The organism is Shewanella intestini (genome assembly GCF_018221465.1).
Lineage (GTDB): Bacteria > Pseudomonadota > Gammaproteobacteria > Enterobacterales > Shewanellaceae > Shewanella > Shewanella intestini.
Genome location: NZ_JAAIKR010000013.1, coordinates 34,230 through 49,172, shown reverse-complemented (window position 1 = coordinate 49,172; position 14,943 = coordinate 34,230). Strand labels below are relative to the sequence as shown.

Genomic DNA, 14,943 nt, shown 5'->3' with positions numbered 1-14,943 from the left:
TAGCGATCATTGATGTCTCGCTATAGAATACCCCTCCTTTGAAACAGATATTTGGGGATAATTAAGTGGCGGTTTCACTTTGGCAACAATGTATCGGCAGATTACAAGATGAGCTTTCTGCTCAACAATTCAGTATGTGGATCCGTCCGTTACAGGCTGAAATGGATGGCGATACGTTAGTACTGTATGCCCCAAATCGTTTCGTACTTGATTGGGTTCGAGACAAATATATTAATATTATTAATCAGTTTTTTACTGAACAATTAGGTGGTGATGCACCTAAATTACGTTTTGATATTGGTAGCCGTCCTTCTGCGCCTGTTGCACCTAAAAGCCCTGCAATTGCTCCTACAAAACCGGTCAGCACTCAAACACGTCCTCGTGTTGGTACGACTTTTAATGCCCAAGCAGAGCCGATGATTGATGCCAATCATCGTAGCAATATAAACCCTACTTATCAGTTTGATAACTTTGTTGAAGGTAAGTCGAACCAATTGGGTAAAGCGGCAGCCTTACAAGTGGCTGAAAATCCCGGTGGTGCTTATAATCCGCTGTTTTTATATGGCGGAACAGGTTTAGGTAAAACCCATTTATTACACGCCGTCGGTAATGGCATTATTAAGAATAATCCACATGCTAAAGTGGTTTATATGCACTCAGAGCGCTTTGTGCAAGATATGGTAAAAGCATTACAAAATAATGCTATTGAAGACTTTAAACGCTACTACCGGAGTGTAGATGCTTTGTTTATTGACGACATTCAATTTTTTGCTAATAAAGATCGATCTCAAGAAGAATTTTTCCACACCTTTAATGCATTGTTAGAAGGTAACCATCAGGTTATTTTAACCTCAGATCGTTACCCAAAAGAGATTGACGGGGTTGAAGACCGTTTGAAGTCTCGCTTTGGGTGGGGATTGACCGTTGCTATTGAGCCACCAGAGCTTGAAACCCGAGTGGCTATTTTGATGCGTAAAGCTCAAGAAAGTGGCATTAACTTGCCCGATGAAGTGGCTTTCTTTATTGCCAAACGGTTACGTTCAAACGTGCGTGAGCTTGAAGGGGCGTTAAACCGTGTGATTGCTAACGCGAATTTTACTGGTCGTCCAATCACGATTGATTTTGTCAGAGAAGCATTAAGAGACCTCTTGGCACTTCAAGAAAAATTAGTCACTATAGATAATATTCAGAAGACCGTAGCTGAATACTATAAAATCAAAATGGCTGATATGTTGTCAAAGCGTCGTTCACGAAGTGTGGCTCGTCCTCGACAAGTGGCGATGGCATTATCAAAAGAACTTACAAACCAAAGCTTACCTGAAATTGGTGATGCATTTGGTGGCCGTGACCATACGACGGTATTACATGCTTGTCGTAAAATTGCGCAACTGCGTGAAGAGAGTCATGACATTAAAGAAGATTATGCTAATTTAATTAGAACGCTGTCTTCTTAAAAATCAGGGAACGTGGACTTGATGAAATTTTCAATTGATAGGGATGCCCTATTAAAACCATTACAATTGGTTTGTGGTGCGGTTGAGCGTCGCCATAACTTACCCATTCTTGCTAACTTATTGATAGAAGTTAGTGAAGACTCACTTAAAATGACCGGTACAGACCTAGAAGTTGAGCTTGTTGGCCACGCTGCAATTTATGGCGAGATCCAAGTCGGTCGTACCACGGTACCTGCGAAAAAATTACTCGATATTGTAAAATCTCTTCCTGATCAATCCGCGCTTAAAATTGAGCAACAAGACAACCGTTGGTTATTACGTTCTGGTCGAAGCCGCTTCACGTTAGCAACGCTACCCGCGGAAGATTATCCGAATGTAGAAGCGTTTGAAGCTGAGATTGAATTTAGTATTAAGCAAGGTGTGTTGAAATCAATTATCGACTCAACACAGTTTTCAATGGCAAACCAAGATGTTCGTTATTACCTTAACGGTTTGCTTTTTGAAACCGAAGGTAATGTATTAAAAGCCATTGCAACTGACGGACACCGTTTAGCGTTAAGTCATCGTCAGGTTGAAACAACATTGCCAGAAAAACAGGTTATTGTGCCACGCAAAGGGGTGATTGAAATGTCACGCCTACTTGATACTGATGATGCCGATATCACCATCTCTATTGGCGACAGCGCTATTCGTGCAACGACTCATGCCGCGGTGTTTACCAGTAAATTAGTGGACGGCCGATTCCCTGATTATCGACGCGTGTTACCTAAAGGCGGCGATAAAATTGTTGTTGCTAGCCGTAATCACTTTAAGCAGGCGCTTACCCGTGCTTCTATTTTATCTAATGAGAAGTTTCGTGGTGTCCGCATCCAACTTGAACCAGGACTGTTGAGAATTACCGCCAATAACCCAGAACAAGAAGAAGCTGAAGAGATTATCGACGTTGAATATGATTCAGAAAACCTTGAAATAGGGTTTAACGTAAGTTACTTACTCGATGTATTAAATAACCTTGCCAGTGATGATGTACGAATCACCTTAATTGACGGTAATTCAAGTGCGCTGATTGAAAACCACAAAGAAGAAGATTCAATGTATGTGGTTATGCCAATGCGCCTATAAACGCGTATCAGGTAAGCTAAAAAGGTGCACAATAAAGATGCACCTTTTTTTGTTTTAAGGCTCTAAATCTAACAACAGGCGCTCATGAGTTTAACCCGTCTCAATATCGACTCCTTTAGAAATATTCTTAGTGCAAAATTAACACTAAGCGAAGGGCTTAATCTTATTTATGGTGAAAATGGCAGCGGTAAAACCAGTGTGCTTGAAGCCATTTTCTTTTTAGGTATGGGGCGTTCGTTTCGCAGCCATTTATCACAACGTGTCATTAATAACGAGCAAGATAACCTGACGCTATTTGCGCAACTAAACACTCAAGAACGCACCACAAAGGTGGGATTACGCCGTGCTCGTAATGGCGATATTGACGTTAAAATTAATGGCGATAATGTCAAACGTTTATCTACATTAGCCGAAACATTACCGATTCAAGTTATTACCCCTGAAAGCTTTTCATTACTGTTTGAAGGCCCTAAATCACGACGTCAATTTATTGATTGGGGGGCCTTTCACAGTGACCCTCATTTTCATCAAGCCTGGGCAAAGACTCGCCGAATTTTAAAGCAACGAAATCAGCTTCTTAGAAATCAATCTTCCTATTCCAACATTCTTTTTTGGGATAAAGAATTGGTACGGTATGCTGAGGTTGTTACTGAGATACGAAATCAATATGTAGACTCGTTAAATGGGCTACTAAAGGGTATAATAACGGAGTTTTTACCTCAGGTTGATTTAAAGGTTTCTTTTACCCGAGGATGGGATAGCAAAACGGAGTATTTGCAGCACCTTCAAAACCAATATCCTCGAGATTTAGCTTCCGGATTTACCAGTGGCGGCCCTCATAAAGCAGACTTACGTTTGCGAGTGGGCAACTTGCCTGCTCAGGATGCTTTATCACGAGGGCAGTTAAAATTATTAGTCTGTGCACTGCGTATTGCACAGGGAAAGTTGCTTAAACAACAGCTAAATAAAAACAGTATTTATTTGGTCGACGATTTACCGTCTGAGTTGGATGCAAAGCATAGGCAGCTATTGCTGAAACAGTTAACGGAAACGGGCGCACAAATTTTTGTTACCGCTATCGATCCTGCAGCAATAGTCGATTCGTTATCTTTACCTCCTGAAAGGATGTTTCATGTGCAGCAGGGCAAGATAACGGTTATTGAATAACAACGAGAGAGAAATATGTCTGAGAATAGTTACGATTCTTCCAGTATTAAGGTATTAAAAGGCCTTGATGCTGTACGTAAGAGACCGGGTATGTACATTGGTGATACTGATGACGGTACTGGGTTACATCACATGGTATTTGAAGTTGTCGATAACTCTATCGATGAGGCGTTAGCAGGACACTGTAGCGAAATTACCATCACTATTCATGCCGATGGCTCAGTCTCTGTTCATGATGATGGCCGTGGTATTCCGGTTTCTATTCACCCTGAAGAAGGGGTGTCAGCTGCAGAAGTTATTATGACGATACTGCATGCTGGTGGTAAGTTCGATGATAATTCATACAAAGTGTCAGGTGGTTTGCATGGTGTTGGTGTCTCTGTTGTAAATGCGCTGTCAGAAAAACTGCAAATGACCATTCGTCGCGATGGTAAAGTTTATGAACAGTTCTATAAAATGGGGGTTCCAGAAGCGCCAATTACACCGATAGGCGACACAGATAAAACCGGCACATCCATCCGTTTTTGGCCAAGCACCGAAACCTTCTCTGACACGTTATTTTATTTTGATATTTTGGCTAAACGTGTTCGTGAACTTTCGTTCCTTAATTCAGGTGTTGGTATCCGTCTTGTTGACGAACGCGAAGATGGCCGTGATGAATTTTTTAAATATGAAGGCGGTATTAGCGCATTTGTTGATTACCTAAACCGCAATAAAACCTCAGTTAACAAAGATGTATTCCATTTTGTACAAGAGCGTGAAGACGGTATTACTGTTGAAGTTGCGATGCAATGGAATGACGGTTACCAAGAAAGTATTTATTGTTTTACCAATAACATTCCACAACGCGATGGTGGTACTCACTTAGCGGGTTTCCGAGGTGCGTTAACACGTAACTTGAACAGCTACATGGAACGCGAAGGGTTTAACAAAAAAGGTAAAACTAACGCAACGGGTGATGATGCGCGTGAAGGCTTAACAGCGGTTATTTCTGTTAAAGTGCCAGATCCCAAGTTCAGCTCACAAACGAAAGACAAGTTAGTTTCAAGTGAAGTAAAAAGCGCAGTTGAACAAACAATGGGTGAGAAGTTAAACGACTACTTACTTGAAAACCCAGTAGATGCAAAATTGATTGTGGGTAAAATTGTTGATGCAGCTCGTGCTCGTGAAGCCGCGCGTAAAGCGCGTGAAATGACTCGCCGTAAAGGAGCGTTAGATTTAGGTGGTTTGCCGGGTAAGCTGGCTGATTGCCAAGAAAAAGACCCAGGTCTTTCTGAAATTTATATTGTGGAAGGGGACTCTGCTGGCGGATCAGCCAAGCAGGGGCGTAACCGTAAAAACCAAGCTATTTTGCCACTTAAAGGTAAAATTCTTAACGTTGAGAAAGCACGTTTTGACAAAATGCTTTCTTCACAAGAAGTCGCAACACTGATCACCGCACTCGGTTGTGGTATTGGTCGTGATGAATATGACCCAGAAAAAACCCGTTACCATAACATCATCATTATGACCGATGCTGACGTCGACGGCTCGCATATTCGTACCTTGTTGTTGACCTTCTTCTTCCGTCAAATGCCTGAATTAATCGAGCGTGGTTTTGTTTATATTGCTCAGCCTCCACTATTTAAAGTGAAGAAAGGTAAGCAAGAGCAATACCTTAAAGATGAACCGGCATTAACTGAGTACTTAACTACTCAAGCGCTTGATAATACCCATATTTACCCAAGCCAAGGTGCACCTGGTATTTCTGGTGAACCATTAGAGCGATTGGTTAATCAGTTCCGTGACGTAGAAGCTATTATTAATCGTTTAGAAAAACGTTACCCAACCAACTTGACCAATAGAATGCTTTATCATCGAGCTGTTACTGTCGAAATGATGGCAGACGAAGCCGCTATGCAAGCATGGGCACAAACGTTTATTGCTGACTTAACAGAACGCGAATCTGACGGTGTTATTTACTCTTCTGCAACGGTATTAGATGCAGAGCGTCAAACTTACACTCCAACTGTCACTATTCGTAAGCATGGTATTGATACTCAATATGCATTTAGCTATGACTTCTTTACGTCAGCTGACTATAGCGCTATTGCTCAGCTTGGTAGTGCTATTGAAGGCATTATTGAAGATGGTGGTTATGTACAACGTGGTGAGCGAGTCAAAGAAGTTGAAAGCTTTGTTGAAGCGTTAGATTGGACGATGAACGAAGCCAAGCGTGGTTTATACATTCAACGTTATAAAGGATTGGGTGAGATGAACCCTGAACAATTGTGGGAAACGACAATGGATCCTGAAACGCGTCATATGTTGCGTGTGACCATTGACGATGCCGTAGGTGCTGACCAACTGTTCACTACCTTAATGGGTGATCAGGTTGAGCCTCGTCGTGACTTCATTGAAACCAATGCGTTAAACGTAGCTAACTTAGACGTGTAGTTATTATGCGTTATTAAAAATAAGGCACCTTCGGGTGCCTTATTTTTTTATCATATTCTTATTACTGATTGGTAATAATGGGCGTAAAATATATTCAAATTATAAAATTGCTATAAGGTCAAAACCGTGGTGGTTGGCTTATTTAAAAAACTGTTTAATATCCGTGATAAAAAACCGCAGCCTAAATTTACCGGTGCCTCTGCTTCAGTTAAACGTCAACAAAAGCAACAAAGCCTTGCACAATCAATATCTAACTCGGCTAATGCCGATGTCGCTCAACGTATGCCTGTAAAAACAGAACAAAGCTGCGCTGCTGCCGTTGATTTAGCTTCGCTATTCTATGGACTGTTATTTTCTCAACAATCTCATGCAATGAGTGGCACAGCGAATAACCTTGAGCGTAAAGTGATGGCTGAAATAGAAATCGCTTTAAGTTCAGTTAAAGACATTGCTGATACTGTTCTTAAATTACCCAATAAAATTATTGAATTAGATAAAAAACTTGCTGATGAAAGTATTGAAAATAAAGAGTTACTTGCATTAATTGAGCAAGATCCATTGTTGAGTGTGGAAGTGCTAAAACTGTGTAACTCTGCCGCATTTAAGCGCAGTGAAAATGATGTCACGAGCCTACAGCAAGCGCTTGTTCAAGTCGGTCGAACACAATTACGACGCTTTGTGACTACGTGTTTATCACGCGAAATGATTGATATTAAGCCTATTTACTTTCGTCGCTTTGGTGCGCAAATTTGGCGTCATTCAATGCAGGTAGCTTTTTTAGCCAGTGAGTTGGCTGACGAAGATGCTGATTCTGCTTTTTTGCTGGGACTGTTGCATGACGTTGGCAAGCTTGCCATTTTCAAATTGATCATCGATGCATTTTATCAAGCAGAACCCGGAGAGCAGCCAAGATCATTACTTTTCAGTCAGGTAATGACAACGAAATCTTTAACGTTAAGTGCGCTATTGGCCAAGCAGTGGCAGTTACCAGCAACGTTTTCCAGCAACTTAACTGAGCTGGCTAATACCAGCATTGAGCCTCAATCTGGCTTATCTAGAGTGATATGGCAAGCAAACATTATTAGTGAATGCTCTATGCTCAAACAGGCTAATAAATTGCCTGAAACAACGTTAGAGATGCTAATCGAAACCGTTGGTGTTTCAATGGCCGATTTTGAGGTGCTTCATCAAAAATTACAGCAATTTTAATGACATTATTATTATCGGTATGCGTTTGTTTTTATCAAGGCTGTACTTGTGCTAACCGTATGATTGTTAAATAAAATATTCTACAAAACAGCGTTATTTTTATGGTGTGGTGTTTTTTATCATCATGCCTGTTGCCTGTTATTAGGCGACGATTATTGTTATAAAGGTTGTCTTACAAATTGTGATGATGAGGCATAGAGGGGACACCGTCCGAGTCTTGTCTGCTTGCTACTTTAAAATTAATACAACGAACGAATACAAAAAAGCGCCTATTGGCGCTTTTTCATTATGATTTAACTGCAATTGCAGGCAATCAATACTTATTGAAGTAGCGAAATATCCGCCGCGTGAAGGAATTGCTCACGTAAGCTGCTTAACAGCGCTAAACGGTTATTCTTCAGCGCTTCATCATCAGCCATCACCATGACATCTTCGAAGAAGGTATCAACACTGTCACGTAAATCAGCCAACAAGGCAAGTGCTTGTTGATAGTTTGCTGCAGCAAATAAGGGAGCCAGCTTAGGCTGAAGTTCAGCTAATTTTTCAGCTAATGCCTTTTCAGCCGCTTCAACTAACAAGCTTGAATTAACCGTTGTTGCTACATCACCGTCAACTTTGGCCAAAATGTTAGAGACACGTTTGTTTGCCGCAGCTAATGCTGATGCTTGCTCCAGTGTTCTAAAGTGAGCTACCGCTTTAATACGGCTTTCAAAGTCAGCGGGTGAAGTAGGGCGACGTGCTAATACCGCTAAAATAACGTCAACACTTACTCCGTGATCTTGATACCAAGCGCGGAAACGACCCATAAAGAACTCTAATGCTTGTTCGGCAACGTTATCATTGCTTAGGTTTTCACCGTGCAATGATTGTGCTTTAGCAATTAAATCAACCAAATCTAATGGTAGATTGTTCTCTAAACAAATCCGAATGATACCAATGGCAGCGCGGCGTAATGCAAATGGATCTGCAGCGCCTTTTGGTGCTTGGCCAATACCAAAAACCCCGACTAAAGTGTCAAGTTTTTCAGCGAGTGCAACACAAATAGAGGTTGGCGCACTCGGTACGGTATCGCCAGAAAACTTCGGTTTATATTGCTCAGCTAAGGCGAGGGCAACAGCTTCAGTTTCACCATCAAGGCGAGCGTAATGCATGCCCATGGTGCCCTGAAGATCGGTAAATTCCATGACCATGTTGGTCATTAAATCTGATTTAGACAACAAACCTGCACGAGCAGCTTGGTCGCTATCAGCATTTATTTTAGTGGCAATGTAACCAGCCATTTCTGAAATGCGGTTTACGCGGTCTTTAATGGTGCCAAGTTGCTTTTGGAACACGACTGTTTCAAGGCTACTTAAACGAGATTCAAGGCTATTTTTCTTGTCTGTTTCAAAGAAGAACTCAGCATCAGCCAAACGAGGACGAACCACTTTTTCATTACCCGCAATAATTTGTTGTGGGTCTTTAGACTCAATGTTGGTGACAAAAATAAAGTGAGGTAATAACTTGCCGGCTTTATCAAATACTGGGAAGTATTTTTGATCGCCTTTCATTGTGTAAACCAAAGCTTCTGCTGGCACGTCTAAAAACTTTTCTTCAAAGTTCGCGGTAAGCACAACTGGCCATTCAACCAATGACGTGACTTCTTCTAATAAGTCTTCTTCTAGCTCAACAACACCATTGATATCTTTTGCCGCTTGTTGTGCACCTGCAACGATTATATCTTTACGGCGTTGATAGTCGGCCATAACTTTGCCTTGGGTTTCAAGCTCAGACAAATAGTTATCTGCGTGGCTCAATTCAAAGCTTTTTTGCCCCATAAAACGGTGACCACGAATGGTACGAGCTGATTCAACACCTAATAATTTACCGGCAATAAGTTCATCGCCAAGTAACATGGTAACGGTATTAACAGGGCGGATAAATTGAATCTTATTACTCCCCCAACGCATTGGCTTAGGAATAGGTAACTTATCTAATGCTTTTTGCGCCATGTCGGCAATTAAGGTTTTGGTTTCAACACCAATCACACTGGCTTTATGTAATAGCCATTCGCCTTTGTCGGTTTTTAATCGCTCAGCTTGCTCAACCGTAATACCATTGCCACGTGCCCAACCCATAGCAGCCTTGGTTGGATTACCTTCGCCATCAAATGCTTGCGCAATGGCAGGACCACGTTTTTCAACAACTTTATCTGCTTGAGCAAGTGCAAGCTGGGTAACTGATAACGCTAAACGGCGTGGTGCGGCATGCCAAGTGGCTGTTTCGAATCCAAGATCCGCTTTAGTGAGTTCTTCAGTGAAGTTTGCTAAAAACGATTCGGCTAATTTACGTAACGCTTTTGGCGGTAATTCTGCTGTACCCACCTCAATGAGTAAGTTTTCAAATTTCATGCTAATTCCTCTACTTACACATTGGGAAGCCAAGAGCTTCACGGGCTTGATAATAGGCTTCTGCTACACCTTTTGCCATGGTGCGAACACGCAAAATATAACGTTGACGTTCGGTTACCGAAATAGCATGACGCGCGTCGAGTAAGTTAAACGAGTGCGATGCTCTCATCACTTGTTCGTAGGCGGGTAGCGGTAGAGGTTTTTCTAGACCAAGTAGGTGCTGACAAGCTTTTTCACAATCATCAAATTGCTTAAATAGCACTTCAACATTTGCATGTTCAAAGTTATAGGTCGATTGTTCTACTTCGTTTTGGTGGAAAATGTCACCGTACATGACTTTACCCATTGGACCGTCGGTCCATACTAGATCGTATACGCTGTCGACTTCTTGAATGTACATAGCGAGTCGCTCAAGGCCGTATGTCATTTCACCTGTAACGGGAGAACACTCTAAGCCACCAACTTGTTGGAAGTAGGTAAACTGTGATACTTCCATACCATTTAACCAAACTTCCCAACCTAAACCCCATGCACCAAGCGTAGGAGACTCCCAGTTGTCTTCTACAAAGCGTACATCATGTACATTCATGTCGACACCAAGTGCTTCTAATGAGCCTAGGTATAGTTCTTGAATATTATCAGGTGATGGCTTTAAAACTACTTGGAATTGATAGTAGTGTTGCAGGCGGTTAGGGTTGTCACCGTAACGACCATCGGTTGGTCTGCGAGACGGTTGTACATATGCGCTGCTCATTGGTTCTGGCCCTAATGAACGCAAAAAAGTCATAGGGTGAAAAGTACCTGCACCGACTTCCATATCTAATGGTTGTACGATTGCGCAACCTTGCTGCGCCCAGTATTCCTGCAGGGTCATAATAAAGCCCTGGAATGTTTTTACGTCGTGTTTCGTCGTCATGTCCGCTTATCTACTGGTTAGGCTGAATAGAAAATGGTATTGATTATACCTTGTAGATAACGGCTTATGTAGGTTATTTTCTAACGTACTAAGCAATTTTAATTTTGGATACAAGATTATGGATATCAAACGCTGCCATTGGGTAAGTGAAGATGAAATTTACCAACGTTATCATGATGAGGTTTGGGGGCGTCCGGTTTACGATAAACAAGATTTATTCGCAAAGCTTTGTTTGGATGGGCAGCAGGCGGGTTTATCTTGGATTACTATTCTAAAAAAACAACAAAACTATGAAGCGCTATTTGCTAATTTTGATGCCAATATTATTGCTACCTTTGATGACGCCAAAGTAGAGGCTTTATTGTTAGAGCCTGGCATTGTTCGTAATCGCTTAAAGGTTAATTCAATTATTCGAAATGCTAAAGCCTTGCTAGCGTTTGAAGCCAATGGCGGTGATTTTAGCGAGTTCCTGTGGAGCTTTGTTGGTGGGAAACCTAAAGTCAATCACTTTTCTTCAATGGTGCAGGTCCCGGCACAAACTGCAGAGTCTGAAGCAATGTCCAAAGCACTAAAAAAATTAGGTTTTAACTTTGTCGGTCCAACAATTTGCTATGCCTTTATGCAGGAGGTTGGCATGGTTAATGACCATACAACGGACTGTTTCCGATACGGTCAATAAGATGTTCATCTGTGAATATAAAAAAAGGGTGTTCCACGTGGAACACCCTTTTTATTTTATTCATGCTTAGGTTTACTTATCTTCAAAGAAGAATGTCTTGCGTTGACGTTTATCACCATTAAGCTGGTTCATGGTTTCTGCGTTGTACAGTTTACCGTTTGCCATGGTGTAAGTGACTTTATCAGTTGAACGGATATCTTTAAGTGGATTTCCGTCAATTACGATTAAGTCAGCTAACTTACCTTCTTTAATAGAGCCTAGTTGATGATCCATGCCAAAAGTTGTAGCTGGGTTAATGGTTGCTGTTTTAAGTACGTCCATGTTGCTCATACCTCCTTGAGCAAACATCCACATTTCCCAATGTGCAGCCAAGCCTTCTCGTTGCCCGTGTGCACCGATATTAGCTGGAATGCCTATCTCGTTTAATTCATTGGCAACACGAGTAACATTAAAGTGGTTGTAATGTTCATCCGGTGCTGTGGTACGGCGCATTGAACGCGCATTAAGTAAGTCGTCAGGGACATACATGCTTAACCGTGGATGTGCCCATACGTCCGTTTTGTCGTACCAGTAGTGCTCGCCAGAAATGCCACCATATGCAACCACTAACGTTGGAGTGTAAGCCACTTCAGTTTGGCTCCAGAATTGTTTGATGTCATTGTAAATTGCACCTGCCGGTAATGAATGTTCAACAGTCGTGTGGCCGTCGGCAATCATCGTCAAGTTATGCTGCATTAAGCTGCCGCCTTCAGGAACGACCATCATTTCAAGCTCGCGTGCGGCCTGAATAACTTGTTGACGTTGGTTTCGACGAGGCTGGTTGTAACTTTTAACACTGAATGCGCCTACTTTCTTCAGACGTTCTAAATGGAATTTAGCGTCATCAAGTGAGTCAACATGAGAGGTGTAACCCGGTGCATTTGCACCATATAAAATGGTACCAGTTGAGAATATCCGTGGACCAACAATGTTACCGGCTTTTTGTTGCTCTGAAGCGGCAAAAATTTCGGTAGTGTCATTAGATGGATCGTGTATTGCGGTTACCCCAAGTGATAAACCTGAATACATTTGCCAGTTTTGTTGCGGGATAATTTCATCATCACCTTGTGCGCCGTGTGCGTGAGCATCGAATATTCCCGGCATAATTGTTTTGCCTTTTATATCGATAACTTGTGCGCCACTTGGTACTTGCGTGCTAGCATCGCCGACCGTGATAATTTTGTTGTCTTTAACAATAACCACACCGTTTTGAATGACTTTGTCATTTTCCATAGTGATAACTTGTCCGCCAACAAATACTACTGTTCCACGTGGAACATCTGCGTCAACTTTAAAGCCGATATTATTGATTGCTGGCGCAGGTTCAGGGTTTTTATCGGAATAGAGAGTGTCAACTTTGGCTTGGTAAAGTTCTGGTCCTAAAGTCCAATAAAGTTCATTACTGTCATTGTTCCAGCTGATACTCTCGCCAGCTCTAACACTTAACTGAGTAACTGGTAGGTTATTGGCTTTTGGTCCAATACTGACAGTTTCACCATGCTTAGCAAATGGGGTGACATAGACGCGGAAGCGTTCTGCAAATGCTAAATGCTCGCCGTCTGGTGATACTCTAAATTCGGTGGCATGTTTACTGCTGTAGTGTGTGCGTTTGTCGTGACCTTGCAGGCTGATAGAGGCCAACTCTGGTGTGTCACCATAGTCCATGAAGTACACGCGGGAATTATCATTACCAAATTGGGGTTGATAACCGCTCGCGTTGATAAAGGTGGTTTGTTTACCTTTTACATCAACTTGATATAAGCCTGGCTCTTGTGACCAAGTGCGAGGAGTGACATATCCGCCTTTTGCTTTACGAAATACAATGGTTTTGCCATTAGGAGAAAATGTTGGTTCAACATATTTACCGGGTTCAGTGGTCAATTTTTTAGATTTACCGCCACGAGCACTAATGACCCTGACTGAACCTTGATCTTGGTCATTCCACGTTGTGTAGACGATTTTTTTACCGTCTCGAGACCATTGTGGGAAAAGCTCGTTAACGTTGTTAGCCAAGCGAGTCAGTCGCTTTTGCTTGCCATCTTTGATATCACGTATCCAAATTTTACCAAGCGCTTCAAATACCACTTTTTCCCCATTAGGCGAAACCTGTGCCATTCGTAGCATTTTTACATCAAATTGGTCTTTATCAAGATCTTGGGCAAAGCGTACTGAAGGCTGAACATCAAGCTGCGTTTTTACGCTGAACGGGATATCAGAAACCGTTTGTTTATCAACGTTTAAACGGTTAATTTTGCCGTTAGCCCAAAATACAATATCTTTATTGTCTTTAGTCCATGACATTGTTGGGTATACACCATGAATGGCCCATGTCTCTTGCATGTCACGGTCTAACTTGTCATAAAGCTTGGTGCGTTCACCTGATTTTAAATCTAATAAATATAATGTTGACTGAAAGCCGTCGCGTTTAATGTAAGCGAGTTTTTCACCATCAGGGCTAGGGGTTGGTCGAATTGCGCCACCCGTTCCTTGTATAAGTACTTTGATATCGCCTGTTACGGTGTCGTAACGTTTGATTTTGTAAATACCTTTGACTGAGTCTTTTGAATAGTGAAAGGTCTTTCCTGGTGTAGCATCTTGGCTGAAATAGATATACCGACCGTCTGGTGAGTATGCTGGTTCACCTAAATCTTTTTGATCATTCGGGCGCTCTGTTAATTTTACGCCTTCACCACCAGCTACGTGATACAGCCAAACTTCACCAGCGCCAAGGCTGCGGCTTGCGGTGAAATGCTTTCTGGCAACAATATATTGTGAATCAGGACTCCATGCTGGGCTGTTTAGTAATCTAAACGTTTCTGTGGTTACAGGGTGTGGATTGCTGCCATCAGCATCCATTATCCATATATTATCTCCGCCATCTTCATCTGAGGTAAATGCAATATATTTTCCATCTGGGCTATATACAGGTTGCATTTGCCACGCGATACCCGTCGCGATTGGTTTGGCTTCACCACCTGAAATAGGCATTTGGTAAATATCGCCTAATAAGTCAAAGACGATCGTCTTGCCGTCTGGTGAAACACTCACATTCATCCAAGTGCCTTCATTTACACTTATATCGACTTTCTCAAGTGGTGCTTCTGCAGGGGCATTAACCTGCCATTGTTTTTTTTCGTCTTCAGCAAAAGCGGTGGTTGATATCCCCAGCGTTAATGCAACTGCGGTATAAATGGGAGTGAGTTTTTGAGTAAACATATCATTTCCATTGAACGTTATTGTTATTAGAATTTGAGTAACAACGAGGTGCAACTCAATACGATGGTGACAATTTATCTCATAAACGACAGGTTAACGATAGTTTATTTATGTTTCTTTTTATGACAATAGCTGTTGCATTTGTGATGTGGTTTTAAGTGGTAGTTTGAGATCTGTATGTGTATCGGTAGGTTTTAATCTGTTGATGTTGATGTTGATGTTGATGTTGATGTTGATGTTGATGTTGATGTTGTGAGTAGTGGATATTTGGTAGTGATGGCATTTACTGATTAATTTTGCCGTTATTGACTGAAG

Annotated in this window: 9 protein-coding genes; 6 read left to right on the top strand and 3 right to left on the bottom strand. The window is 41.8% G+C overall.

The window, feature by feature from the left end; genetic code table 11:
- The first annotated feature begins 65 nt into the window (after window positions 1–65).
- The 5 genes from dnaA (at window position 66) to G3R48_RS12835 (ending at window position 7,388) form a co-directional block, all read left to right on the top strand.
- Window positions 66–1,454, top strand: coding sequence for a chromosomal replication initiator protein DnaA (dnaA, locus tag G3R48_RS12855; protein ID WP_212593351.1), 1,389 nt, complete (start codon window positions 66–68; stop codon window positions 1,452–1,454).
- 21 nt (window positions 1,455–1,475) lie between these two features.
- Window positions 1,476–2,576, top strand: coding sequence for a DNA polymerase III subunit beta (gene dnaN, locus G3R48_RS12850; RefSeq protein WP_153665483.1), 1,101 nt, complete (start codon window positions 1,476–1,478; stop codon window positions 2,574–2,576).
- An 84-nt stretch (window positions 2,577–2,660) separates the two neighbouring features.
- The gene (recF, locus tag G3R48_RS12845) at window positions 2,661–3,743 is read left to right on the top strand and encodes a DNA replication/repair protein RecF (RefSeq protein ID WP_153665485.1); all 1,083 of its coding nucleotides are present in this window, start codon (window positions 2,661–2,663) and stop codon (window positions 3,741–3,743) included.
- Window positions 3,744–3,758: 15 nt separating this feature from the next.
- Window positions 3,759–6,179 (top strand): DNA topoisomerase (ATP-hydrolyzing) subunit B, encoded by a 2,421-nt coding sequence (gene gyrB, locus G3R48_RS12840; RefSeq protein WP_153665487.1) that lies wholly within the window; start codon window positions 3,759–3,761, stop codon window positions 6,177–6,179.
- Window positions 6,180–6,305: 126 nt separating this feature from the next.
- Window positions 6,306–7,388: an HDOD domain-containing protein gene (locus G3R48_RS12835; RefSeq protein WP_212593350.1), complete on the top strand. Its 1,083-nt coding sequence runs from the start codon at window positions 6,306–6,308 to the stop codon at window positions 7,386–7,388.
- Window positions 7,389–7,708: 320 nt separating this feature from the next.
- Here G3R48_RS12835 and glyS read toward each other — a convergent pair whose 3' ends face one another.
- Complete coding sequence (glyS, locus tag G3R48_RS12830; protein WP_153665489.1) at window positions 7,709–9,778, bottom strand: glycine--tRNA ligase subunit beta; 2,070 nt, start codon at window positions 9,776–9,778, stop codon at window positions 7,709–7,711.
- Between the two features lie 10 nt (window positions 9,779–9,788).
- Window positions 9,789–10,694, bottom strand: a complete 906-nt coding sequence (glyQ, locus tag G3R48_RS12825; RefSeq protein WP_153665491.1) for a glycine--tRNA ligase subunit alpha — start codon at window positions 10,692–10,694, stop codon at window positions 9,789–9,791.
- Window positions 10,695–10,812: 118 nt separating this feature from the next.
- Here glyQ and G3R48_RS12820 point away from each other — a divergent pair, with 118 nt between their 5' ends.
- Entirely contained in the window at window positions 10,813–11,373 is a 561-nt protein-coding gene (locus G3R48_RS12820; RefSeq protein ID WP_153665493.1) for a DNA-3-methyladenine glycosylase I, read from the top strand.
- A 72-nt stretch (window positions 11,374–11,445) separates the two neighbouring features.
- Here G3R48_RS12820 and G3R48_RS12815 read toward each other — a convergent pair whose 3' ends face one another.
- Window positions 11,446–14,628: an amidohydrolase family protein gene (locus G3R48_RS12815; protein WP_153665495.1), complete on the bottom strand. Its 3,183-nt coding sequence runs from the start codon at window positions 14,626–14,628 to the stop codon at window positions 11,446–11,448.
- Window positions 14,629–14,943: the final 315 nt, after the last annotated feature.

Coding starts and splice junctions, on each gene's coding strand:
- G3R48_RS12815 (WP_153665495.1), bottom strand. CDS start 14,628: ATGTTTACTCAAAAACTCACTCCCATTTATACCGCAGTTGCATTAACG.
- recF (WP_153665485.1), top strand. CDS start 2,661: ATGAGTTTAACCCGTCTCAATATCGACTCCTTTAGAAATATTCTTAGT.
- dnaN (WP_153665483.1), top strand. CDS start 1,476: ATGAAATTTTCAATTGATAGGGATGCCCTATTAAAACCATTACAATTG.
- gyrB (WP_153665487.1), top strand. CDS start 3,759: ATGTCTGAGAATAGTTACGATTCTTCCAGTATTAAGGTATTAAAAGGC.
- glyQ (WP_153665491.1), bottom strand. CDS start 10,694: ATGACGACGAAACACGACGTAAAAACATTCCAGGGCTTTATTATGACC.
- glyS (WP_153665489.1), bottom strand. CDS start 9,778: ATGAAATTTGAAAACTTACTCATTGAGGTGGGTACAGCAGAATTACCG.
- G3R48_RS12820 (WP_153665493.1), top strand. CDS start 10,813: ATGGATATCAAACGCTGCCATTGGGTAAGTGAAGATGAAATTTACCAA.